This window comes from Halomonas sp. HP20-15 (assembly GCF_033446685.1).
Lineage (GTDB): Bacteria > Pseudomonadota > Gammaproteobacteria > Pseudomonadales > Halomonadaceae > Modicisalibacter.
In genome coordinates, this window is sequence record NZ_JAWQLY010000008.1 from 180,443 (window position 1) to 203,672 (window position 23,230).

20 protein-coding genes are annotated in these 23,230 nt (G+C 63.1%); 7 read left to right on the plus strand and 13 right to left on the minus strand.

What is annotated here, in order from left to right:
• Positions 1–3 precede the first annotated feature (3 nt).
• Both R6258_RS12435 and R6258_RS12440 read right to left on the minus strand, forming a co-directional pair.
• Entirely contained in the window at positions 4–1,395 is a 1,392-nt protein-coding gene (locus tag R6258_RS12435) for a YfcC family protein (protein ID WP_318450717.1), read from the minus strand.
• Between the two features lie 200 nt (positions 1,396–1,595).
• Complete coding sequence (locus R6258_RS12440) at positions 1,596–1,763, minus strand: DUF1127 domain-containing protein (RefSeq protein WP_318450718.1); 168 nt, start codon at positions 1,761–1,763, stop codon at positions 1,596–1,598.
• A 167-nt stretch (positions 1,764–1,930) separates the two neighbouring features.
• Here R6258_RS12440 and R6258_RS12445 point away from each other — a divergent pair, with 167 nt between their 5' ends.
• Positions 1,931–3,388 carry a PLP-dependent aminotransferase family protein gene (locus tag R6258_RS12445; RefSeq protein ID WP_318450720.1) on the plus strand — a complete coding sequence of 486 codons (1,458 nt, stop codon included), beginning with the start codon at positions 1,931–1,933 and terminating at the stop codon, positions 3,386–3,388.
• Between the two features lie 35 nt (positions 3,389–3,423).
• Here R6258_RS12445 and R6258_RS12450 read toward each other — a convergent pair whose 3' ends face one another.
• Genes R6258_RS12450 through R6258_RS12460 form a run of 3 tightly spaced genes read right to left on the minus strand, consistent with a single transcriptional unit; the run spans position 3,424 to position 8,640 of the window.
• On the minus strand, positions 3,424–4,191 hold the full coding sequence (locus R6258_RS12450; protein WP_318450722.1) for a DUF1499 domain-containing protein: 768 nt from the start codon (positions 4,189–4,191) through the stop codon (positions 3,424–3,426).
• A 41-nt stretch (positions 4,192–4,232) separates the two neighbouring features.
• Positions 4,233–7,409 (minus strand): multidrug efflux RND transporter permease subunit, encoded by a 3,177-nt coding sequence (locus R6258_RS12455; RefSeq protein WP_318450724.1) that lies wholly within the window; start codon positions 7,407–7,409, stop codon positions 4,233–4,235.
• Between the two features lie 46 nt (positions 7,410–7,455).
• A complete protein-coding gene (locus tag R6258_RS12460) occupies positions 7,456–8,640 on the minus strand; it encodes an efflux RND transporter periplasmic adaptor subunit (protein ID WP_412176376.1) in 1,185 nt (394 codons plus the stop codon).
• Between the two features lie 271 nt (positions 8,641–8,911).
• Here R6258_RS12460 and R6258_RS12465 point away from each other — a divergent pair, with 271 nt between their 5' ends.
• Positions 8,912–9,952, plus strand: a complete 1,041-nt coding sequence (locus R6258_RS12465; RefSeq protein WP_318450727.1) for a LysR family transcriptional regulator — start codon at positions 8,912–8,914, stop codon at positions 9,950–9,952.
• 39 nt (positions 9,953–9,991) lie between these two features.
• Here R6258_RS12465 and R6258_RS12470 read toward each other — a convergent pair whose 3' ends face one another.
• The gene (locus R6258_RS12470; RefSeq protein ID WP_318450729.1) at positions 9,992–10,570 is read right to left on the minus strand and encodes a DUF1772 domain-containing protein; all 579 of its coding nucleotides are present in this window, start codon (positions 10,568–10,570) and stop codon (positions 9,992–9,994) included.
• Between the two features lie 130 nt (positions 10,571–10,700).
• Here R6258_RS12470 and R6258_RS12475 point away from each other — a divergent pair, with 130 nt between their 5' ends.
• Positions 10,701–11,534: an AraC family transcriptional regulator gene (locus R6258_RS12475; RefSeq protein ID WP_318450731.1), complete on the plus strand. Its 834-nt coding sequence runs from the start codon at positions 10,701–10,703 to the stop codon at positions 11,532–11,534.
• A gap of 68 nt (positions 11,535–11,602) precedes the next feature.
• Here R6258_RS12475 and R6258_RS12480 read toward each other — a convergent pair whose 3' ends face one another.
• Entirely contained in the window at positions 11,603–12,280 is a 678-nt protein-coding gene (locus tag R6258_RS12480; protein WP_318450733.1) for a class I SAM-dependent methyltransferase, read from the minus strand.
• Between the two features lie 271 nt (positions 12,281–12,551).
• Between R6258_RS12480 and R6258_RS12485 the strand changes: the two genes are divergently transcribed.
• Positions 12,552–13,166: a LysE family translocator gene (locus tag R6258_RS12485; RefSeq protein ID WP_318450735.1), complete on the plus strand. Its 615-nt coding sequence runs from the start codon at positions 12,552–12,554 to the stop codon at positions 13,164–13,166.
• Between the two features lie 216 nt (positions 13,167–13,382).
• Here R6258_RS12485 and R6258_RS12490 read toward each other — a convergent pair whose 3' ends face one another.
• Positions 13,383–15,074: a methyl-accepting chemotaxis protein gene (locus R6258_RS12490; RefSeq protein WP_318450737.1), complete on the minus strand. Its 1,692-nt coding sequence runs from the start codon at positions 15,072–15,074 to the stop codon at positions 13,383–13,385.
• Positions 15,075–15,258: 184 nt separating this feature from the next.
• Positions 15,259–16,191 (minus strand): LysR family transcriptional regulator, encoded by a 933-nt coding sequence (locus R6258_RS12495; RefSeq protein WP_318450739.1) that lies wholly within the window; start codon positions 16,189–16,191, stop codon positions 15,259–15,261.
• Between the two features lie 106 nt (positions 16,192–16,297).
• On the opposite strand from R6258_RS12495, the gene R6258_RS12500 reads away from it, so the two are divergent.
• Complete coding sequence (locus R6258_RS12500) at positions 16,298–17,125, plus strand: SDR family oxidoreductase (RefSeq protein ID WP_318450740.1); 828 nt, start codon at positions 16,298–16,300, stop codon at positions 17,123–17,125.
• Positions 17,126–17,329: 204 nt separating this feature from the next.
• Positions 17,330–18,484 (plus strand): DUF1835 domain-containing protein, encoded by a 1,155-nt coding sequence (locus R6258_RS12505; protein WP_318450742.1) that lies wholly within the window; start codon positions 17,330–17,332, stop codon positions 18,482–18,484.
• Between the two features lie 40 nt (positions 18,485–18,524).
• On the opposite strand, the gene R6258_RS12510 is transcribed toward R6258_RS12505, so the two are convergent.
• From R6258_RS12510 to R6258_RS12525, 4 genes are all read right to left on the minus strand, one after another.
• A complete protein-coding gene (locus R6258_RS12510) occupies positions 18,525–18,944 on the minus strand; it encodes a VOC family protein (protein ID WP_318450744.1) in 420 nt (139 codons plus the stop codon).
• A 276-nt stretch (positions 18,945–19,220) separates the two neighbouring features.
• A complete protein-coding gene (locus tag R6258_RS12515; protein ID WP_318450746.1) occupies positions 19,221–19,445 on the minus strand; it encodes a hypothetical protein in 225 nt (74 codons plus the stop codon).
• 442 nt (positions 19,446–19,887) lie between these two features.
• The gene (locus tag R6258_RS12520; RefSeq protein ID WP_318450748.1) at positions 19,888–20,832 is read right to left on the minus strand and encodes an oxidoreductase; all 945 of its coding nucleotides are present in this window, start codon (positions 20,830–20,832) and stop codon (positions 19,888–19,890) included.
• A 173-nt stretch (positions 20,833–21,005) separates the two neighbouring features.
• The gene (locus R6258_RS12525) at positions 21,006–21,923 is read right to left on the minus strand and encodes a LysR family transcriptional regulator (RefSeq protein ID WP_318450750.1); all 918 of its coding nucleotides are present in this window, start codon (positions 21,921–21,923) and stop codon (positions 21,006–21,008) included.
• Between the two features lie 147 nt (positions 21,924–22,070).
• Between R6258_RS12525 and R6258_RS12530 the strand changes: the two genes are divergently transcribed.
• A complete protein-coding gene (locus tag R6258_RS12530; protein ID WP_318450752.1) occupies positions 22,071–23,204 on the plus strand; it encodes a 4-oxalomesaconate tautomerase in 1,134 nt (377 codons plus the stop codon).
• Positions 23,205–23,230 lie beyond the last annotated feature (26 nt).

Below are 23,230 nucleotides of genomic sequence, written 5' to 3' on the forward strand. Positions count from 1 at the left end.
GGCTCAGTAACCGACGTAGTGGCCGATCACCAGGCCGACCCAGGCGAGCATGTAGACCAGCACCATGAAGGGCAGGATGGCCTTCAGCCACTTCTCGTAGGAGACCCGGCCCAGCGCCAGCATGGCCAGGGTGCCGCCCGAGGTGGGCACGATCAGGTTGGTCAGGCCATCGCCGACCTGGAAGGCGGTGATCATCAGCTGGCGGCTCATGCCGACCAGGTCGGCCACCGGAATCAGGATCGGCATGGTGACCAGCGCCTGGCCCGAGCCCGAGGGCACGAAGAGGTTGATCGCGCCCTGCACCACGCTCGCCATGATCGCCGACAACGTACCGGGTATGCCCTGGATGAGGCCGCTGAGTGCATGCACGATGGTATCGATGATCTGGGCCTGGTCGAGCAGCACCTGGATGGACGCGGCCAGCCCGATCACCAGCGCGCCGGGGGTGACCTTGGAGGCGCCCTCCATCATCTGCCTGACGATCTCGTTGGCCGAGAGCCGGTTGACGATGCCGATCACGATGGCGATCAGCAGGAACATCCCGGCGATCTCGTTGATGTACCAGCCGCGCGTGAACACGCCCACCAGCATCGCCGCCAGGCCCAGCACGAACACCGCCAGGGTCAGCTTGTCGCGCTGGGAAAGCCGGTATTCGTGCAGCGCCTTGCTCATCATCTTGCTGTCGTCGGGCTCCTCGAAGTCCATCTTGACCACCCACTTGCAGATGTAGAGCGAGAGCAGCGCCAGCGACGAGATCACCATCAGGGTCCGCAGCCAGGCGCCGGAGAACGTCGGCAGGTCGGCGATGCCCTGGGCCACGCCGACGGTGTAGGGGTTGATCGGCGAGAGGGCGAAGCCGATCCCGATGCCGCCCACGGCCATGGTGGTGCCGACCAGGCTGGAACAGCCGATCGCGCCGGCGATCAGCACCGCGATCGGTACCAGGGCGATGTTGTTCTCGAAGCCCACGGCCACGCCGAAGAAACCGTAGATGAAGGTGCCGACGGTGATGATGAGGTTGCGCCGCTCGACCCCGACACGGTTGACCGCCACCCCGATGGCGTTCTCGAGCGCCCCGGTACGCTGCAGGATGTGAAACAGCCCGCCGGCGATGAACACGATGAACAGATACAGCGAGGCCTCGTTGAGACCGCGCGGCACGGCGACGAAGATATCGAAGGGCGAGATGGGGCCCACGTCGTTGAGGTATTCGAAGGAGCCGGACACCACCTGGGTGCGGCCATTCTCCTCGATCCGCTGATACTCGCCGGCGGGCACCACGAAGGTGAGTGCATAGGTGGCCAGCAGGATCATGAAGATCAGCACCATGGGGTCGGGGACCGTCCGGTACCACTTCTTCTTGCGCTGTGACAGCGCCTCTTGATGAGTACTCATGGCATTGTCCTTTTTGTGGTCTGCGTCTGGAGGCGGAAAGACGCTGCCGGCCAATTTATCATGATAAATTGGCCGCAAAAAGGATAGGCCGGCCTCGTTCACGATGCCAGTTCGCTGCGCGCGTGCAGAAAGCAGAAGTAAGGGACACGCGACCGGGACGGAACGCCCGGTTGCGCGCTTGATGCCTGCCTTGATGCGCTTCACGCCTCCCAGAAGCGCTTGCTGCCTTCGCGCCGGGCTTCAGTGAGCGTGATGCCGACGTCCGCGAGCAGATGAGGGTCGAGTTCGCGCAGTCGCTGGCGCGTGAGGTGGCGATGCCGATAGAGGCGTAACGTGGCGACGAGACGATGCAGCGGGGTGGAGGACATGGCGATACTCCTGTTGCTGGGCCTGCAAACAGGGTATGGTTTGCTCAATGATCGATACAGATTCAGATAAATAGTATTTTTGCGGTACAGAATCGGTTTTTGCCTGGCTGTATCGATTATATCGATCACTTCTGTACTGCTTTTGTTTTATTTGCGAGGACGCTGTCTTGAAACGCTATGAAGAGGTCGCGGCCACGCTGCGACGGAGCATCGAACAGGGCCAGTATGCCGTGGGTGCCCGATTGCCTTCGATCCGCAGCGTCTGCCGCGATTTCAAGGTGAGCGTTTCCACCGCCCAGGAGGCGTACCTCCGACTGGAGGACGCGCTTATGATCGAGGCCCGCCCCAAGTCCGGCTACTACGTGCTGCCCAGCCAGGTGCCGGCGGTGCTGCCGTCGATGACGCGCCCGGCACAGCGCCCGCTGGACGTGTCGCAGTGGGACCAGGTACTCGAGCTGGTCGGCATGCCGCGCGACACCGGCGTGCTGATGCTCGGCCGCGGCATTCCCGACCTGGAGAGCGCGACGCTCAAGCCGCTGTTGCGCCTGCTGGCCGGCCTGCATCGCCACGCCGAGGTGCACGAGCTCAACTACGACGCGCTGGCCGGCAGCCTCGAGCTGCGCCGCCAGATCGCGCGCCTGGCCACGGCCTCGGGATGCCTGCTGCACCCCGACGACGTGCTGATCACCACCGGCTGCCAGGAGGCGCTGTCGATCGCCATCCGCACGCTGACCGCGCCGGGCGATGTGGTCGCCGTCGACTCGCCGAGCTTCTACGGCACCATGCAGATCCTCAAGGCCAACGGCCTCAAGGCGCTGGAGATTCCCACCGATCCGCAGACCGGGATCAGCCTAGAGGCGCTGGAACTGGCCCTGGAGCAGTGGCCGATCCGCGCCATCCAGGTCACCCCGACCTGCAACAACCCGCTGGGCTATACCATGCCGGAGCCCCGCAAGCGTGCCCTGGTGGCGCTGGCCCAGCGCTTCGACGTGGCGATCATCGAGGACGACATCTACGGCGACCTGGCGTTTTCCACCCCGCGACCGAAGACCCTAAAGGCGTTCGACGACGACGGCCGCGTGCTGCTGTGCAGCGCCTTTTCCAAGACCTTGAGCCCGGGGCTGCGGGTCGGCTGGATCGCCCCCGGACGCTACCGCGACCAGGTGATGCACATGAAGTACGTCTCCACCGGGGCGTCGGCGACGTTGCCGCAGCTGGCGGTGGCCGAGTTCATCGTCAAGGGGCATTACGAGCGTCACCTGCGCGAGATGGTGCGCCAGTACCAGCGCCACCGCGACATCATGCTCGGCTGGGTCAAGCGTCACTTTCCCGCCGGGACCGGGGTCAGCTACCCCCAGGGCGGGTTCATCCTGTGGCTGGAGTTGCCGGCCGGCGTCGACTGCGTGCGCCTCAACGAGCGGTTGGCGGCCTCGCAGATCCGCATCGCGCCGGGCTCGCTGTTCTCCGCCTCGGGCAAGTACCGCCATTGCCTGCGCCTGAACTACGCCTCGCCCATGACCCCCACGGTGGCCGAGGCCATCCGGGTGGTCGGTGCCACGGTGACGGACATGGTGGGAGAAACCGCCGCGCTGCAGGCGCCGAGCCTGGCCGAACGGGGCGATTGAGCGTCGTCGTACGGCCCGGCGAGCCGACGGTGCCCTTATTCGGCTCGCCGGCTCAGCGCCGCCAGATAGGCGCGAATCCGCGCGGCGTTGGTGCCGACGTCGCTGCGTCCGACCCGCGAGGCCGAGCGCACGTCCACCCGCACCCCGTCCTCGACGTCGCGCAGGCGGATCGCCACGTCGTCCTTGAAGCCGAACCAGCGTGTGGTCGCGGTGGCCTCGAGGCTGTCGTCGCCGACGTCGACCAGTTCCCAGCCCTGTTGCCGGGCGGTCGCCTCGGCGGCATCCATCGCCTCGGCCAGCGGCAGGTTCAGGATGAGCGGCCGAATGTCCGGATAGGCCTCGCGCTGCTGGCTTGCGGTCGTCTCGCCGGGGTAGGCCAGGCCATTGGGCGCGGCTTCACGGGCGGGGGCCAGGGCGACGAAGGCCGGCGGATCCCGCATGTCGGTGGTGATGTCGTGGATCGCCGGCACCTGACGGGCGCGCTGCTGCATCTGCCAGGGCACGACCATCATCGCCGCCACCGTGGCGAGTACCAGGGCGCCGACCAGTGCCGGCCTGGGGCGCCGGCACAGGCTTGCCACCACCAGCGTCGCCAGCCCCAGGACCGCCGCGCCCAGCGCCAGATAGGCTCCCTGGCGCAACAGGCCGAAGGCCGCGCCCAGGTCCACCAGCTCCAGCCGATGGGCCGGCCCCGCACCGCCGAGCAATAGCGCCGCGGCGATCACCACCAGCACGCTCAGCCAGGCCAGCCGCCGCGGCCAGCGCCCGCCGCGCGGCCGGCTCTTGTATGAAGACGTAGCCATTTGCGTTTTCGCTCCCTGGGTCGCGTTGTCGGAGCATTCGATTATGCACGGTATTCGCCGCTCACCGGCAGATCGCCTGACTGCGGTTCGCGGTGGCCGCGCTCGACCAGCTTGCGCAGCGCCACGTAGAACACCGGGGTGAGGAACAGTCCGAACAGGGTCACGCCGAGCATGCCGGCGAATACCGCGGTGCCCAGCGCCTCGCGCACCTCGGCGCCGGCGCCGCTGGCCAGCACCAGCGGTACCACGGCGGCGGTAAAGGTGATTGAGGTCATGATGATCGGCCGCAGGCGCAGATGGCACGCTTCGAGCGCGGCCTCGACGATGCTCCGCCCCTGGAGTTCCAGCTCGCGGGCGAACTCGACGATCAGGATCGCGTTCTTGCACGCCAGGCCCATCAGCACCACCAGCCCGACCTGCACGAAGATGTTGTTGTCGCCATTGCCGAACCACACCCCGATCAGCGCAGAGAGCATGCACATCGGCACGATCAGGATCACCGCCAGCGGCAACGTCCAGCTCTCGTAGAGAGCGGCCAGCACCAGGAACACCAGCAACACCGACAGCGGGAACACCACCAGGGCGGCGCCGCCCTGGTTGGCCTGCTGGTAGCTCAGGTCGGTCCATTCGAAGTTCATGCCGCTCGGCAACACCGCCGGGGCGATCTGCTCGACCGCCGCCAGCGCCTGGTTGGACGACAGCACGCGCGGGTCGGCCTCGCCCATCAGATCGGCCGCGGGATAGCCGTTGTAGCGGATCACCGGATCGGGGCCGTAGGTCTCGCTGAGTTGGATCATGCTGCCGATCGGCACCATCTCGCCGAGGCTGTTGCGGGTGCGCAGGTTGCCGATGCTCTCGGCGTCCGTGCGGAACTCGGCGTCGGCCTGGGCGATCACCTGCCAGGTGCGTCCGAAGCGGTTGAAGTCATTGACGTAGGCCGAGCCCAGATAGACCTGCAGCGTCTCGAACAGGTCGGTGAGGGCCACGCCCTGGGCCTTGGCCTTGGCGCGATCCACCTCGGCATCGAGTTGCGGCACGTTGGCCTGGTAGGAGCTGATCGGATAGCCCATTCCCGGCGTCTGCGACAGCGCGCCCGCCAGGCTGTTGGCCGCTTCCTGCAGCGCGCCGTAACCGAGGCCGGCGCGGTCCTGCACGAACAGCGAGAAGCCCGAGCCGGTGCCCAGCCCCATGATCGCCGGCGGAGTGAAGGCGAAGCTGAACGCCTCCTGCAGGGCGGCGAACTTGCCGTTGAGCTCGGCATTGATCGCCTCGGCGCTACGCGTGCGCTCGGCGAACGGGTCCAGGCCGAAGAACACCGTGCCGGTATTCGGCGTATTGGTGAACTGCAGCGGATTGAGGCCCGGGAAGGCCACCGCTGAACTCACCCCTTCGGTCTCCAGCGCCAGCTCGGTCATGCGCCGGACGACCTCTTCGGTACGGTCCAGCGACGCGCCCTCGGGCAGCTTGGTGCCGCCGATCAGGTACATCTTGTCCTGGGTGGGGATGAAACCGCCGGGCACCGCCTGGAACATCACGCCGGTCGCCGCCAGCAACACCACGTAGACGGCGAACACCGCACCGCGGCGGCGCAAGCTGCGCGAGACCGCGCTCTGATAACGCGCCGAGCTGGCATTGAAGAAGCGGTTGAAAGGCCGGAACAGCCAGCCGAACAGTCGATCGATCAGGCGCGAGGCGATGTCCTTGGGTGCACCGTGCGGCTTCAACAGCATCGCCGCGAGCGCCGGCGAGAGCGTCAGCGAATTGAAGGCCGAGATCACCGTGGAGATCGCGATGGTCACCGCGAACTGGCGGTAGAACTGGCCGGTGACGCCTTCCAGGAAGGCCATCGGGATGAACACCGCACACAGCACCAGCGAGATGGCGACGATCGGCCCGCTGACCTCGCGCATGGCCTGGTGGGCGGCGGCGAGCGGCGCCAGGCCATCGGCGATATTCCGCTCGACGTTCTCGACCACCACGATGGCGTCGTCGACCACGATGCCGATCGCCAGCACTAGGCCGAACAGCGTCAGCGTGTTGATCGAGAAACCCAGCAGGTAGAGCACCGCGAAGGTGCCGACGATCGACACCGGCACCGCCAGCAGCGGAATCAGCGACGCGCGCCAGGTCTGCAGGAACAGCGTGACCACCAGCACCACCAGCAGCACCGCCTCGAGCAGCGTCTTGATGACCGACTTGATGGAATCGCGCACGAACACCGTGGGGTCGTAGACCACCCGGTACTCCACGCCCTCGGGGAAGCGCGTGGCCAGTTCGGCCAGCTTGTCGCGCACGCTGTCCGACAGCGCGATGGCGTTGGAGCCGGGCGCCTGGAAGATGCCGATCGCCACCGCCTGGTTGTTGTCGAGCAGCGAGCGCAGCGAATACTCGGCGGCGCCGAGCTCGATGCGCGCGACATCGTCGAGATAGGTGACCTGGCCGTCGCTGCCGGTCTTGACGATGATGTCGCCGAACTCCTCCTCGGTGGACAGGCGGCCCTGGGCGTTGATGGAGATCAGAAAGTCCGAATCCTGGGGCGTCGGCGGCGCGCCGAGCTGGCCGGCCGAGACCTGCACGTTCTGCTCGCGGATGGCGGCGAGGATATCGCCGGCGGTGAGCCCGCGCGCGGCGGCGCGATCGGGGTCTATCCATACCCGCATCGCGTAGTCGCCGGCGCCGAACAGCATCGCCTGGCCGACCCCGGGCAGGCGCGCCAGCTCATCGCGCACGTGCAACGCCGCGTAATTGCGCAGGTAGGTACTGTCGTAGCGTCCGTCCGGCGAGATCAACTGCGGTACCATGGTCAGGTCGGGCGACTGCTTGTCCGTGGTCACGCCCTGGCGACGCACGTCCTCGGGCAGCCGCGCCAGTGCCTGGGCGACCCGATTCTGCACCTGAACCTGGGCCTCGTCCGGATCGGTGCCGGGGCGAAACGTCAGGGTCATCGCCAGCACCCCGTCGGAGCCGGCCACCGACTTCATGTACATCAGGTTCTCGACGCCGGTGATCGACTCTTCCAGCGGCGTGGCCACGGTCTCGGCGATCACCTTGGGATTGGCGCCGGGGTAGACCGCACGGACCTGTACTGTCGGCGGCACGACCTCGGGGTACTCGCTGATCGGCAACAGCGGCAGCGCGATCAGGCCGGCGATGAAGATGACGATCGACAGCACCGCGGCGAAGATCGGCCGATCGATAAAAAGCTTCGCGAAGTCCATGCAGGTTACTCCATCATCGGGGCGAGGCAGGCGTCAGGGGCGTCGGTCAATGAGCCGCCGAGAGATCCATCGCGGGCTTCGAATCGCGCATGGCGACGCTTTGTGCGGTAACCGGCATGCCGGGGAAGAAGATCCGTTGCGCGCCGCGCACCACGACGCGATCGCCGTTTTCGAGCCCGGACTTCACCACCCGCAAGCCGCCGACCATGCGGCCGAGCTGGATATCCTTGCGTACCGCCAGCCCTTGCTTATCCACGACGTAGACGAACTTGCGATCCTGGTCGGTCAGTACCGCCTTGTCGTCGATCAATACCGCCCGGTCGTCGCTGCCGCCGCGCAGTTGCACGCGGGCGAACATGCCCGGGGCGAAGTGACCGTCGTGGTTGTCGAGCACGGCGCGCATCAGGATGGTGCCGGCCGCCGGATCCAGCTGATTGTCGACGAAGTCCACTTCTCCCTCGTAGGGGTAGCCGCTGTCCGAGGCCAGGCCGATCCGCACCGGCGTGCGCTCCTCGCGGGAACTGGGGCGCTCGCCGCTACGCGCCATCGCGTCGTAGCGCAAGTAGCTCTGCTCATCGGCATAGAAGTGCACGTGGACCTTATCCATCGACACGATGGTGGTCAGCGGCGAGGCCTCGGATACCAGGTTGCCGGCGGTGACCAGGGCGCGACCGGTGCGCCCGGCAATCGGCGCGCGCACCTCGGTGTAGGCCATGTTCAGGCTGGCGGTGGCGACGCCGGCCCGCGATGCCAGAACGTCGGCCGCCGCCTGGGCGCTCGCCGCGCGGCGCTGGTCGAGCTCCTCGCGGGAGATGGCGCGACTCTTGGCCAGGGTCTCGGCCCTGGCCGCCTGGGCGCGTGCGAGCTCGGCATTCGCCTCGGCGCGCTTGAGGTCGGCCTCGGCCCGGGACAACTCCGCCTGGTAGGGGCGCTGGTCGATGACGAACAGCACGTCACCCTTGTCGACGAGCTGGCCTTCGGTGTAGTTGATGCGCTCGATGTAGCCGCCGACGCGCGGACGCAAGTCGACGGTTTCAACCGCCTCGACGTGGCCGGTGTATTCGTCCCAGTAACGCACGTCCTGCACCAGCACCTCGGCCACGCTGACCTGGGGCGGCGGCGGGGCCTGCTGGGTGCTTTCCGCCTGGGTGTCGCAACCCGCGAGCAGGGCCAGCCCCAGCAGTGCGGGAATCGTCAGTGTCGCGCGCGAATGGCGCAACGAACGGAACATCTTGTGGACGTTCATGGGTGGGCCTCTGTAGCCAGTCGCTTGTCGGCACCAATGCCAGCCAGCTTGTAGCGGGAAATAGTCCTCGTGCCCCGTAGTCGTTGCGGGGCGGGGGAAATCGACATTCGGCGTTGGTGGAACGGAGAAGATAAACCGCTTAACCCGACTTGATTAGTCGGGTTTGGAGGGAAATACTGTTCCAGTGGCGGGATAGTCTCCGTGCCCCGTTGCCCCGCGGTATTCACTCAGGACTATGCACGGCAAGGACAACAATATGGTGCAGGATCTCAACGACGCCTTGATCTTCGCCAAGGTCGTGGAGCAGGGGAGTTTTATCGCCGCTTCGAGGTTTCTGGGCATACCCAAGACTACGGTGAGTCGCAAGATCCAGGGGCTGGAACAGCGCCTGGGCGCCCGCTTGTTGCATCGCACTACACGCCGGCTGAGCCTCACCGAGGCCGGCGGGGTCTACTACGAATATTGCAATCGCATTACCCAGGATTTGAGCGAGGCGGAAAGCGCCGTGCACCAGCTCGAAGGCAGCCCGCGCGGCTGGCTGCGGGTCACCGCGCCGTTCACCATGTGCACGGAATTCACCTCGACGCTGGTCCGCGATTTTCGCGAACTCTATCCCGAGGTCAGGATCGACCTGGTGCTGTCGAACGAACAGCTGGACCTGGTCGCCCATCAGATCGATGTGGCGCTGCGGGTCGGCAATCTGCCGGATTCCAGCCTGGTCGCTCGCCCGCTGGCCCGCTACCGCTCGTTCGTGTATGCCAGCGAGCGCTATATCGCCCGTCACGGAGAGCCGCGCACGCCCGCCGAGCTGGCGCAGCATCCGGTGCTGGCGAAGAGCACCGACCGGCGTAACCAGCGTTACTTCTGGCAATTGCAGAACGGCTCGCGCCAGGAAGAGATAGCGGTCGAGCCCATCGCCGTGGCCAACGACCCGTTCGTGCTGCGTCGCCTGCTGGTCGAGGGCCACGGGTTGATGCTGGCCAGCGAGATCGTGGCGTGCTGGGGCCCGGAGGAATACCAGCTGCATCGGGTGCTGGAAGGCTGGTCGGGACCGGAAACCGAGCTCAACGCGGTATTCCCCAGCGGCAAGCTCGTCTCGCCCAAGGTGCGCAGCTTCGTCGACATGGTCGCCGAGCGCATCCAGATCGATAGCGGCTTCAGCGCCAACCACTGGCAACTGCCGGCAATCGACGGCGCGGCGGATATCGCCACCACGGGCGTCAGCATGCTCGGCGTCGAGGAAATCGAAAAAGCCGAGAAGGCCGAACGAACCAGGATCATCGGCGAGACGGCTTGAACGCAATTACCGGAGCGTCGGCTACGTTGAGCAGCGGATTCAGATGCCAGCCGCGGCCCTGGCCAGCAGCGCCGCGATGAAGCAGCCGCAAGCGAGCGTCGAGGCGAGCGTTCGCAGGTGATTCCAGCGCGTCCAATCCCGCAGGTAACGCGTCCAGATGGCGGCTTCGTCACCGCCCTTCGCCTTGGCCCTGTCCAGTTCGTTGTTGAGAGGCACGTTGCAGAGCATCGTTACGCCGAACATGCCGACGACATAGACCAGCCCACCGGCAAGCGCGAACGCCGATCCCGGTTCGTTCCAGGCGAACAGGGCGAGGATCGCGAGCACGGCGCCTGCCAGCGTCGTAGCGAAGAACAGCGGCATGAACGGCGAGGCGAGGATCGTCGAGTTGATCGAGTTCATGGCGAGAATGCCGGCGCCCTGGTCGATGCGCCCGAGGGCCGTCATGACGAAAGTCGAGAAGGCGAAGTAGAGCCCGGCCATGAGCCCGCAACCCAGCGCGGAAAACCAGAGCAGGATGTCGTTGGCCGCGTACACCATGGTATTGCCTCCCTCATGCCGGGTTGCGAAAGCATGCGCCACATCATGGGCCTCTTCCAGCCGATTCGATGGGGGCATGCCGACTCCTGCTGATCGAACGGGCCGTGGCGATTTCGACAGCGGGTCAGGGTGGGTGAGCAATAATGTCCAAGCCGCCGGCATGCCGAGCGGCCTAGGCTGGGTAAGGGCAGTGTTCAGGGAGATTTGCATGGCGAAGCAGGCCAGCCAGTTTCGGTTCTTCAAGAGTCGGCACGTTCCCGAGCTTACCGTGCTGCAGGCGGCGATGAGCGATTTCCGCTACGACCCCCATGCCCATGACGAATACGCCTTCGGTGTCACCCTAGCCGGGCGGCAGGACTTCTTCAGCGGCGGACAGTTTCACCGCAGCCCGCCCGGCAACGTCATCCAGTTCAATCCCGGGGACGTGCACGACGGGCAGCCGGGCGGCGACAGTACGCTCGGCTACGTGATGACCTACGTATCGCCCGCTCAGCTCGAGGCGCTGTTTGCCGATGCGCTGGGGCGTGAGAGCGCCGGCGTTTTCAAAAGTCGCGACACCCTGATTCAGGACCCCGCGCTGCGCGATGCGATCCTGGAACTGGTCCGCCTGGTGACCCAACAGGTCGGCAGCCGCATCGATCAGGAACACGCCCTTCACCGGATCGCCACGCGGCTCGTGCAGCGCGACGGCAAGTTCCAGCCGGACGGTACCGTCACGCGCCCCGATGCATTGCTGAAACGCGCCAAGGACTACGTCCTCACCCACCTGGAGGAGGACATGTCGCTGGACGATCTCAGCCAGGCCGCCCACCTCTCGAAATACCATTTCCTGCGGCTGTTCCGGCAGCAGTTCGGCATGACGCCGCACCAGTACGTCATCAACAGCCGCATCAATGCCGCGCGCAATGCACTGGATGCCGGCGTGGTGCCCAGCGAGGTGGCGTTCCGATATGGCTTCGCCGATCTCAGCCACTTCAATCGCCGCTTCAAGCGCATCTACGGCATGACGCCGTATCAATACCAGCGCAGCGTCACCCCCTGACCGGACTCCTTCGGATCCCTCCGGCAGCCAAGCGCGGCGACACGTTGGGTTCCAACAGAAGCGACGGGTCAGGCGTCACGGGTGCCAACGAATATGATCGATGCCGGCATTTGCGTCTTGGGATGGATCGGTTCGCGTAGGGCGCGCACTCGAAACCCATTGTCTTTGAACAGGGCGATCCAGCTACTCAGCGTGCGGAAATACCAGGGCGCCGGTCTCGTGAACCCCGAACCCAGGCCGCACCACGAGCCCTGCCGCCAACCGTCTGCATACGGGGGTTCATGGATACTCGCCAAGGGGTGAAGCGTTTGCACGATAAGCGCCCCTTCTGGCGTCAACAATCCCGGTATCGCCGCGAACAGGTCACTGACGGATTTTTCCCCGAGTAGCGAAAAATTGCAGACGATTGTGTCCACAAGGCAATGGAATCGGCCTGCCGCAATATCCTCGTACGAGGCCAGATGAAAGGTTCCCCCACCCGCGTTGCTGGCCGCGTCGATTAGCCCTGGCACGGCGTCCATGCCAATGACACTTCGCCCTTTCGCCGCGAGTTCGCGAGCCAGCCATCCCTCGCCGCATCCCACATCCAATACGGAGCCGACCGAGTGCTCCATCACGGCCTCGACGATTGCCCGGTTGGTCACCAGCTTACGACTCTCGAGATCGCCCTCGCGGACTGCATTGGCCCAGGCCTGCCCATTTATGCGCCAAGTCTCGATGATGCGCTGCTCATTGGCTTCGCTCATTGCGCTGTACTGTCCTTTAAATTCACCGTCCTTTAAATTCCTGCTGGCCTTTGAATTTCCTGCCGGGCCAGTCCACTCAACCCAGTTCACTCAACCCAACCCACTCAACATAGTAGCGCCGCCGAAATCGCGTCATCACCGTCCACTCGCACTGGTTGAGCAATTATGTTCAAGCCGCCGGCAAGGCGACGGACCTAAGCTGGCCTGGTCAGCGTCAGCAGGGACGGCGCATGGCGAAGCAATCCAATCAATTTCGGGCCGAGATTCCACCATGTTAGCGATCGTCGCCTATGCCCTGGGCGTCATGTATACGCCCGGGCCAGTGAACCTGCTCGGCCTGAATGCCGGGCTCCATGGCCAGGCCAAATCCTCGCTGGGATTCTATTTCGGGGTCGGGACGGCCTTGCTCATCCTGTTCTTGCTGTTCGGCTGGGCCGGTGCCGCCTGGGTGAGGGGCGATATGCTCGCCGTGGTCGGCGCGCTGGGATGCGCCTACATCTTCTATCTCGCCATCAAGATCGCCCGGTCGAGCATCGACCTGGGCGCCGTGCGCCAGGCGCCGCGAGTGATGCGCTTTCGCGACGGCCTGATCATGCAACTGTGCAATCCCAAGGGCGTGGTGGCGACGCTGCCGATCGCCACGATCCAGTTTCCCGCCGTGGGCATCGACGGCGTCAGCCTGGTGCTCTGGTCACTCGGCCTGGCGGTGTTGGCGGTCGGCGCGCCCGGCAGTTATGCGCTGATCGGCGCCGTGCTCGGCAAGCGCGTCGAGAACCCGGCAATCCTCAAGAGCTTCAGCCTGGCAATGGCCGCACTGCTCGCGGCTGTCGCGCTGTCCATCGGCTACGAGCACGTCTGGTTGCCGCTGTCGTCGCGTCTAAGTTAATGACACATCAGAAGTAAACAGGCTGATCTTTAGGGGCTGGAGACCTTTTGTTCTGAATAATCCATCCCATTGCTGTAAAAGACCGCATCGGTTTTACTTGGAGAAAGCCACACGAGTTCACTGGCAGGTAGCACTATTCCGAATATGAAATCCCGGCCGATTGGCCGGGATTTCATTGCTATCTGGCAAGAACCAATACCCGGTCGAAGCGTCTACTCAAAACTCTTCCCACTCGAGTACGGCGGGCTGGGAATTAGCAGCCTTCCGAGGTGCAGGCTGCACAGTCTTAGAGGACAGTGCAGGCCGAGATTCGAGCTTGCCGACCTGTTGGTCGCCTCGCACCTCGACTTCTGCAAGCTGGAAGATAGCTACTGCCGACTCAAGTTGCGCAGCCTGTTCCTCTAGCGAGGAGGCAGCCGCCGCGGCCTCCTGTACTAGTGCCGCATTCTGCTGGGTCACTTCATCCATCTGCGAGACGGCTTGGTTGACTTGCTCGATACCGTCACTCTGCTCCTGCGAGGCAGCAGAGATTTCGTCCATGATATCGGCGACGCGCTTCACCGAAGCCATGATGTCATCCATTGTCTGCCCCGCGCCCTCAACCAGGGTCGCCCCCTGCTCGACTTGAGCTGCCGAGGTCTCGATCAGAGCGCGAATCTCCTTGGCAGCATCGGCGCTACGGCTTGCCAGGTTGCGGACCTCAGTCGCCACGACGGCAAAGCCTCGGCCTTGCTCACCAGCCCGGGCAGCCTCAACCGAGGCGTTGAGCGCCAGGATATTGGTCTGGAAAGCAATCGAGTCAATGACGCTAATGATGTCGGTAATCTTCCGCGAACTCTCAGAGATTCCGCGCATGGTGTCGATGACTTGATCAACCGCGTCACCGCCTCGCTCTGCAGTGCCGGAAGCCTCACTAGCCAGGGTGTTGCCCTGACGCGCATTGTCGGCATTCTGCTTAACGGTGGCTGTCAGTTGCTCCATGCTGGCGGCCGTTTCCTCGAGTGAAGCGGCCTGTTGCTCAGTACGAGACGAGAGGTCGGTATTACCGCTAGCGATTTCCCGGGTGCCGATGTGGATGGAGCCGCTACTATCCCGAACCAAGGCAACCGTTTGTGATATCCCCGTCTGCATGTGCTTCATGGCAGCAAACAATTGGCCAATCTCATTACGCCCCCGATCAGCGATTTTATGCGACAGATCGCCTTGGGCAATCCGTTCGAAATGAGTCACGGCTTCCTGCAATGGGCGAATGACGACACGCATCATACCGATACGAACCATGACGATACACAGGACAACCATTAACAAGGCCGCAAGGCCGACATAGCCAAAGGTTGTCATCGTCGCCCTGAAACCAGACAACAACTCCTGGCCTCTTGTGCTGGCAAAGTCGATGAAGGCTTGGTTGGCGTTGACATACGCTAGATTGAGTCTGTCCCCTTCGCGCTTGGCAGCATGGTAAGCACTCTCATCACCCTGCTCCAGCGCTTCTTTCTGCGGAAGAAGTCCCTGTGCCATGAGCTTAGAAAAGGCCGCCGCAACGTCATCCGCAAAGGGCTTGCCTTGCTCGGTTTTCGGAGCAGCCAAGAAGGCATCGAAACGCTGTTGCGCGGCTTTCAGCGTGCTATCCGCTTGCTCCAGGTGCGCTGTTGCCAGGGCCTTTTCTCCCTCATTTAACGCATTCAAGTGATTCAGGAAGTTCAGTTGCGTATCGGCGATATTTACTCGGGCGCGGTTAAGCGAATACAACTGCTGCACATTAATACGGTTCAGCTCATCTATCGAACTAGCCCCCAGAGAGCTAGATTGGTAGCCAAGCGCAGCGACAAGGAGGATCAGAAGCGTGAATAAGGCCAGAACAACTGTCAAACCCGTCTTGATGGTTAGATTTTTCAACACATTATGCATTTTCTACTCTCGCATAGGGACGACCAATAGGCCTCGAATGATTCCAGTTTTGGAAATAGCCGCACCTCAACAAGCGTCATCAAACGCAAGCTGTAAGTAAGGCCAATAAAGGTATCGGCGTTGATAGCGAGCTATTTAGAATACAAAACATACGTATTTTGTATGCGTTGATTCAGATCAAAGATTACTTAAGTTTGTACATAAAGTTTGAGCCTAGGCTCGCCTGCGTCTCGGGCGCTTTCAACAGTTCGATGAAGGCGCGCAGGGCGGAGGGCACGTGCCGGCGCCCCGAGTAGTACAGCATCAGCCCGGGATAGGGCGGGCTCCACGCTTCCAGTACCGCCACGAGCTGCCCCGACTCGAGCCGGTCGCGCGCCGTTTCTTCGGGAATGAAGGCGATACCCAGCCCGGCGCTGGCCGCCTCGACCATCAGGTCGCTGTCATCGAGCGTCAGCGCACCCGGCACGTCGACGGCGACTTCCTGGCCGTGGCGTGCAAACTCCCAGTGGTAGCGTTTGCCGCTCGGCAGGCGTTGGCGAATGCAGCGGTGCCGATGGAGATCGTCCGGGACGCGGGGCTCGCCGAACCGACGCAGATACGCTGGCGCGGCCACGGCGAGAAAGCGGAGCTGCTTGCTGATGCTCACGGCGATCATGTCCTGGGGCACCGCCTCGCCCAGCCGAACGCCGGCATCGAAACCCTGCTCGACGATATCGACGAGCCTCCCCTCGCTGACCAGATCGAGCTCCACATCGGGATAGCGCGCCAGGTAAGCCGGAATGACATGGGTCAGCAACAACCGAGCGGCGCCTTTACTGGTATTGATCCGCAATGAACCGCTGGGCTCGCCGCGCTCCTCGGCGAGCGAATCGAGCGTTACATCCAGCTCGCTCAGGGTCGGCGTGATGCGTGCGAGCAACTTGCTGCCGGTATCGGTGAGGGAAACGCTGCGCGTGGTGCGGTGCAGCAGCCGAACGCCGAGTTGCTCTTCCAGCTTGCGCATTCGGTGACTCAACGCCGAGCGCGATATGCCCATGAGATCGGCGGCCCTACGAAAGCTGCGCTCGCTTGCTACTACCGAGAAGGCTTCCAGATCCGCCAGGGTGGGTTTCGTCATTGGTGAATTCTCTGCACTAAATCATCCCATCGTAGCCTACTTCTCGTTTTCAATCGGGGCGGTCAGGATGACCTTGTCAACTGAAGTGAAGGAAAGGAGCATTCTCATGAGTAAGACATGGCTAATCACTGGCGCTTCCTCCGGCCTTGGCCGCCTGATGACGGAAAGCCTACTGGCACGCGGCGACCGCGTCGTCGCCACGCTGCGCCAGGAGCGCGCGCTCGAGAGCCTTCAGCAGGCCCACGGTGACCGCCTCGCGGTGATGAAGCTCGATCTCACCGATACCGCGGGCATCCGCGCCACCGTCGAGCGGGCCTTCGCCGACATGGGCCGGATCGATGTCGTGGTATCGAACGCCGGCTATGGCCTCTTTGGCGCCGCGGAAGAGCTGGGCGACGAACAGATCGAGCATCAGATCGCGACCAACCTCACCGGCTCGATCCAGCTCATTCGTGCCGTCGTGCCGCACCTGCGCGCGCAGGGCGGAGGACGGATCATGCAGGTCTCGTCCGAGGGCGGGCAGATCGCCTACCCGAATTTTTCCCTCTATCACGCGACCAAATGGGGTATCGAAGGCTTCGTCGAGTCAACGGCACAAGACGTGGCGCCGTTCGGCATCGACCTGATCCTGGTCGAGCCGGGTCCCACGGCCACCAACTTCGCCGCCGGGCTCGTTCACGCGAAACCGATGGCCGTGTATGACGACACGCCCGCCGGGGAGATAAGGCGCGCCATTGCAGAAGGCACTTTCGGCAAGCTGGCCGATGCCAATCGGACGGTCGAGGCGATGATCGCGACCGCCGATCGGCAGGATCCGCCTCGGCGGCTGACGCTCGGCAGCACTGCCTATGCGTCCATCACGCGTGCGCTGAGCGAGCGGCTTGGCGCGCTCGAGGCGCAGAAGGACGTGGCCTTCTCGGCGGATGCGGATTGATATCTGGTGAATAGGGCGCCGCGCGTGACCGACGCGGGGCGAGGGCAGGCAGCCCTGATTGACACCGTTCCAGGCTGGGGTACGCTAAGCGCAGCGCCGCAAGGCGTCCCCGTCCGCGGAAAGGGCTGCGCCCATTACCACCCTCGATTTCCACAATACGACTCCCAGCCTGACTGGCGGACACAGGCGCATGGAGGGAATCGTATGACCTCGCTCTACCCGCGTGACGCCACGTCACATGGACGCTTCAGCCTCGAACAGCAGCGCAAGCGCGCCAAGGAACTGCTCAAGGCGGCACGAGCCGACGACCCCGAGGCCCTGGCACGGATTGTTCGGCACATCCCGCCGCGCGAGGCGCCCTTGCAGCTCGCCGACGCCCAGTGCGTCATCGCCCGCGAGTGCGGCTTCCCCAGTTGGCCGAAACTCAAGGCGCATATCGAAACGCTCGATGCCTCGCGGCGGCTAGTGATCGAAAACGGCGACCGCGACAGGGCCACGCTGCACATTCGCTGCGGCTCGGATATCCAGCATAACCTGCGCGTTGCCGGCTTCGCAGGCGATTTCCTCGAGTTCTCCGATCCGTTCTGCATCGGCCCGCTGCGCGACCTGCCACCCGAAGAACTGATGCATCTGCGAGCGCGTTTCCTGGCGGAAGTGTCCGGCATGGCCGAGCGCGACGCCCTGGCCCGCCTGGGCAAGAGTTACGAAGCGCTGAACGACCTGGCGCGCTACGAGCGAATCGTGCTGTGGTTCGAACACGACAGCTACGACCAGTTGGTGCTGGCCTACTTGTTGTCTCGGCTGCATGCTAACCCGCCCGGTGCCAGGGTCGAACTGGTGGCGGCGGAGGCGATTCCCGGCGTGGCGCGCTTCATCGGCATCGGCCAGCTCGCCCCAGACCTGCTCGCCTGGCTCTGGCGGCAGCGCCGCCCGGTACAAGCATCATTGCTCGAACTGGGCGCAAAAGCCTGGAAGGCGCTCACCGCCGACACGCCCGAACCGTTGCAGGTGCTGGTCGCCACCGGCACGCCGGCGCTGCCGATGATGGGGCGGGCGCTGGCTCGCCACCTGCAGGAGCGGCCCGCGCCCGATACCGGCCTGGGCCTGACGGAACGGCTTACGCTCGAGATCGTGCGCGACCACGGCCCGTTGACGGTGGGCCAGGCGTTCTCGTGGCTCATGCGCGAGTACGAACCGCTGCCTTACCTGGGCGATCTGATGTTCTGGTGGCTGCTTCAGCCGCTGATCGCCACACCGCAGGCGCCGCTCGAGATCGGCGACACCCACAAGGAGTGGCCCCACCGCCAGCTCGCGTTGACGGCGCGGGGGAGGGGTTTGCTCGAAGGGCGGCGTAACTGACCGGCAGGCAGGCAATCGCGGCACGCCAGCAAGGGCACCGTCAGCTCGCTGACTCGTTCGGCGGCATGGCCGCCGGGTCCATCCACACCGTCTCCCAGACGTGACCGTCGAGGTCCATCATGGCGCGGCCGTACATGAAGCCAAGGTCCTGGGGCGGATTGACATCGGCCGTGCCGCCATTCGCCGCAGCGGCCTCGCACATGGCATCCACCGCCGCACGGTTCTCGCACGACAGGGCCAACATCACTTCGCTGGCGTCGGTAGGCGGAATGGGTCGGGTGGTAAAGGTGCGCCATTTGGCGTGGGTGAGTAGCATCACGTGGATCGCTTCGCTCCACACCATGCAGGCCGCCGTTTCGTCGGTGAAGTGCGGATTGTTGGTAAAGCCGAGAACGTCGTAGAACGCCATCGCCCTGTCGAGGTCGGCGACGGGCAGGTTAACGAAGATCATGCGCGACATGGTGCGGCTCCATTGGGTGATATGACTGGGCAGTCGATTGTGCTTCCTTCTGCTAGTCGCTTGGGCCGCGGCGTTTTCGACAGGGCTGGCCGTTTTTCAACCCTTAGTGGCTGTGTGTTTTGTCCAATAGCAGCCAAAGAGATCGCTTCGCATGCAATCGCAGAAGTTAGCCGGCACTTGGCAAGTCTTGATAGCTGCACTGCCGGTGAGTCCCGGTCTGCAATAAAAACCCCTCCGGCGAGGGAGGGGTAAACGATCGAGCGAGTGAAGGAGCAGTCATTCTTCGTTGATGGCAATGTCGCGAGTCTCGCCGGCGCGCACTTCGTCCCAGGCCTGGTCGAGTGTGTAGTTCTGGTGAGCATTGATCGTATCGAGCACCTCGACGGCATCCTGCAGAGAATCACCGCCGGCTTTCAGGGCAACCACCAGCTTGGCCAGATCCTGCTTGCTGAAAGTATTGGCGATGTCATCGGCATGCTGGGTCAGTTGGATGCAGTTCATGGTTCAGTCCTCATGTAAGGTCATCATCCCCCGGGGAAATCCCGTTTTGGGGCGGCCATCTCCGATGGCGTTCTGGTGCCTTAGCTACTCATGCTGGGCCGGGTAAGTGCCCGATGCTGCAACAGCGATAGGGTCACAAGCGTTCGAGACCTTCGCTTCTGGCGCCTGGATCGAATCAAGGCATGGCGCTCAGGTGTAGCCGGGGTCAGGTCAGCGAGTCGGGGGTGGCGACACCCTGCCTGAACCGTGATTTCACTATGGGCCAGGGCAAGACGCTCCACAAAGCGCCATTAGCTGCATAAGTCGTTGTAGCAAAACTACATAAGGGTGGTTTGATCTCGGGCCAGGTAGCGAGACTACCGGATACGCTCTGTTTACCTCGTGCGCCGAATAGTCCGGCAATTCGGCTCATTTAGTGAGCCGAATTAATTCGTTAATCGGCTCATTGACCGAGCACTGACCCAGGCCGACCGGCAAGACAATCGGCTCTATGCCACGTCGCCCCGGTCAACTCGCAGGACACCTGCCAAAGCCGCTCGGCGATGGCCTGGTCCCGGGCCGTCAGCGACATATGGGCGCGCTTGGGTGCGCCGCGCGTCTCGGCGATACCGGCGGGGCCGAAGTAATCGCCGGGGCGAATGTCGCCGGCGGTCGCCGCATGGAGGGTGGGGCGTGCGCCCTCGGCGGCAGTCTGGCTGATGAAAGGCATCAATACCTTGAAGAGACTGCCGACCAGGGCGCGGCTCCTGATGCCGTGATCGAACAGCGCCGTGCGCGAGAGGCCGGGGTGAGCCGCCAGGCTGGTCAGCCCCCAGCCTTCATCGTCGCTGTGGCGTTGCAGGGCCTGGCTGAACAGCAGCATGGCCAGCTTGGACTGACGGTAGGCGCGCCAGGGGTCGTAGCGGCGCTCGCCCTGGAGGTCGTCGAAATGAATGTGCCCGCCGCGGTGCGCCAGGCTCGAGAGTTGCACGATACGTGGCGCAGGGGCCGACTCCAGCGAGGGCAGCAGCAGGCTGGTCAGCAGGAAATGCCCCAGGTAGTTGACGCCGAGCTGGCGCTCGAAGCCATCCTCAGTCAGTTCCCGCGTCGGCAACGCCATGATGCCGGCATTGTTGATCAGCAGATCCAGAGAGATTTCGTCGGCACGCAGCTTGGCGGCGAACTCGCGTACCGAGGCCAGGTCGTCCAAATCGAGCGGCTCGAAACGAACGTCGGCTCCCGGACTTTCACCGTGCAGCGCTTCGACCGCCGCGTGGCCTTTCTCGGGATTGCGCGCCGCCACGATGACGCGGTAGCCCTGATACAGCAGGCCCTTGGCGGTTTCGAGGCCCAGCCCGGCATTGGCGCCGGTGACGACTGCTAGTGGTGCTTTATCACTATTAACCATAGGACTCTGCTCTAGGTGCTTTTAGGAGCGGCTCGCTTGTAGTAAGAGGCTGCTCAACAAGTCCGCTTCGGCCAAGAGTGGACATTGAGTTATTTATAATAAGAAGGAAATGCAGGTGTAGTATGTTCAATTAAATTGTAGCTAGCTTTGAGATACAAGTTTCCCCTACTATTTTAAGAGGGGCGGTTTCTATCCCCTTCGCCCCATAATGCTAACAACGTCTCGATGAACAACTCCGCGGTACTCGACAAATTGTGATCGTTTCGCTGGATCAAGCCGATGGTGCGCTGTATTCGCGGCTCGGGTAAAGGGCGCGAGCAGAGCGTGTCATGCCCCGGCCCTGGCATGGTCATTCTCGGCAAAATGGCGACACCAAGACCGGACTCCACCAGTCCAAGCGATGTAGAAAGGTGCTGTACTTCATAGAAACCGTTGAGACGAATGCTCTCCGAGGACAGTACATTGTCCAGCAGCGTACGGTTGCCGCTATCACGACTAACGGTAATCATTCGAACCGCTTCTAGATCGGCCCAGGTGATCGTCTCCTTGGCAGCCAATGGATGATCGGAACGCAGCGCTAACACAAAGGGATCGCGCAATAGCGGGGTAAACGATACCTCCGGTAATTGCGGGCTGATCATATTGATTCCAAAGTCCGCCTCGCCATTGATCACTCGCTCCAGTCCTTCATTAGCACTGACATCGAGTATGCGTATGCGAATGCCCGGCCAGGCCTCGTTGAATCGACGAATAACGCTGGGCAGAAAGTAGAACGCCGCCGTGGGCAGGCAGGCGATGGTCAAGGTTCCCTTCTGATGGGTTGCGAGTTCGCGAATACCCAGTATCGACGATTCGTAGTCCTCGATCATCCTTCTTGCCCGAGGCAGAAAGTCAGTACCAATTGCCGTCAACCATGTGCGCCGTGTGGTGCGTTCGAGGAGCGTGACCTCAAGCGCTTCTTCAAGCTTCTGGATACGCCGCGATAGTGCAGGTTGCGATAGATGAAGGCGCTGCGCCGCCTCGTGAAAACTACCCAGCTCGGCGACTTGGACGAAGGACTGCAGATCGAGAAACTCTATACGATGCAACATAGACGATTCTTGCATTGAAACGATGTAATTAAACAGTTTAGCGCATTAATGCGAAAACGACATCAAGTCTTGCTTTTATTTGCATTTGAGGCATCAAAATGAGGGTGACATGCTCGTTTCACGAGTCCGTAAGAAAGTGAAACAGCAATGATCAATAGCATTCCCTGCATCATCATGCGCGGCGGCACGTCTAAAGGCCCATTCCTGCGCATGAGCGACCTGCCCGAATCGCCAGAGGCACGAGCGGAGACATTGCTCAGCCTGATGGGCGCGGGTCATGCGCTTCAGATCGACGGCATTGGTGGCAGCGACCCGCTCACCAGCAAAGTGGCTATTGTCGAACGCTCCGATCATCCCGAGGCCGATGTTGATTATCTCTTTGCCCAAGTCGACGGCCCCGGCCGTCGCGTCGACTTCAACCCCAATTGTGGCAATATGCTGTCGGCGGTCGGCCCCTATGCGATCGAGACTGGGCTGATCGAGCCTAGCGACGATATGACCGTAGTGCGGGTTCGCAATCTCAACACCCAGCGTCTCATTGAGTGTCACGTACCGACACCGGGCCGGCAGGTTCTCTATGAGGGCGATACTCGAATCAGCGGCGTGCCAGGCACTGCCGCTGGTATTCAGCTGAGCTTCCTCGATGTCGTGGGTACAAAGACCGGGGCGTTGCTGCCCACCGGACAGACGCAAGAAACTATTGATGGAGTCGCGGTGACATGCCTGGACGCTGCGACTCCCACGCTGCTGATTGCAGCCGAAGAATTCGGTCTGAATGGCAACGAAACACCCGCCGAACTCGACGCCAATGAACCCATGCTGGCCCGACTCGAGTTGATTCGCCGTGAAGCCGGACGACGCATGGGACTCGGTGATGTCAGCCAAGGCGTACTGCCCAAGCCGGTTCTGCTGTCAGCGGCCGACGACGTCGACGCCACGTTGCGCGCACGCTACTTCGTGCCACACCGCTGTCACAAGGCGCTTGCCGTCACGGGTGCCATCGCCTTGGCGACAGCGGTCAGCGTGCCGGGCACCGTTGCCCATCGCATCGCCCTCGCTTCCGGCCGTCTGACCGAAGACGAGCCGCTGAATCATGTTCGTCTCGAGCATCCCTCCGGATACATCGATCTTGACGTCGAACACCGAGGGCAAGATTCGCATGACGTCGCTCGCGTATCGCTGGTCCGTACGGCACGCAAGATCATGGCCGGCACGCTCTACTATTCCGGCACATCAACCAGCAATTCGCCGGTCGACGCAGTGAAGGCAAACGCCTGTTAGAAGCCTCAAATTCCAACGAAAAATCC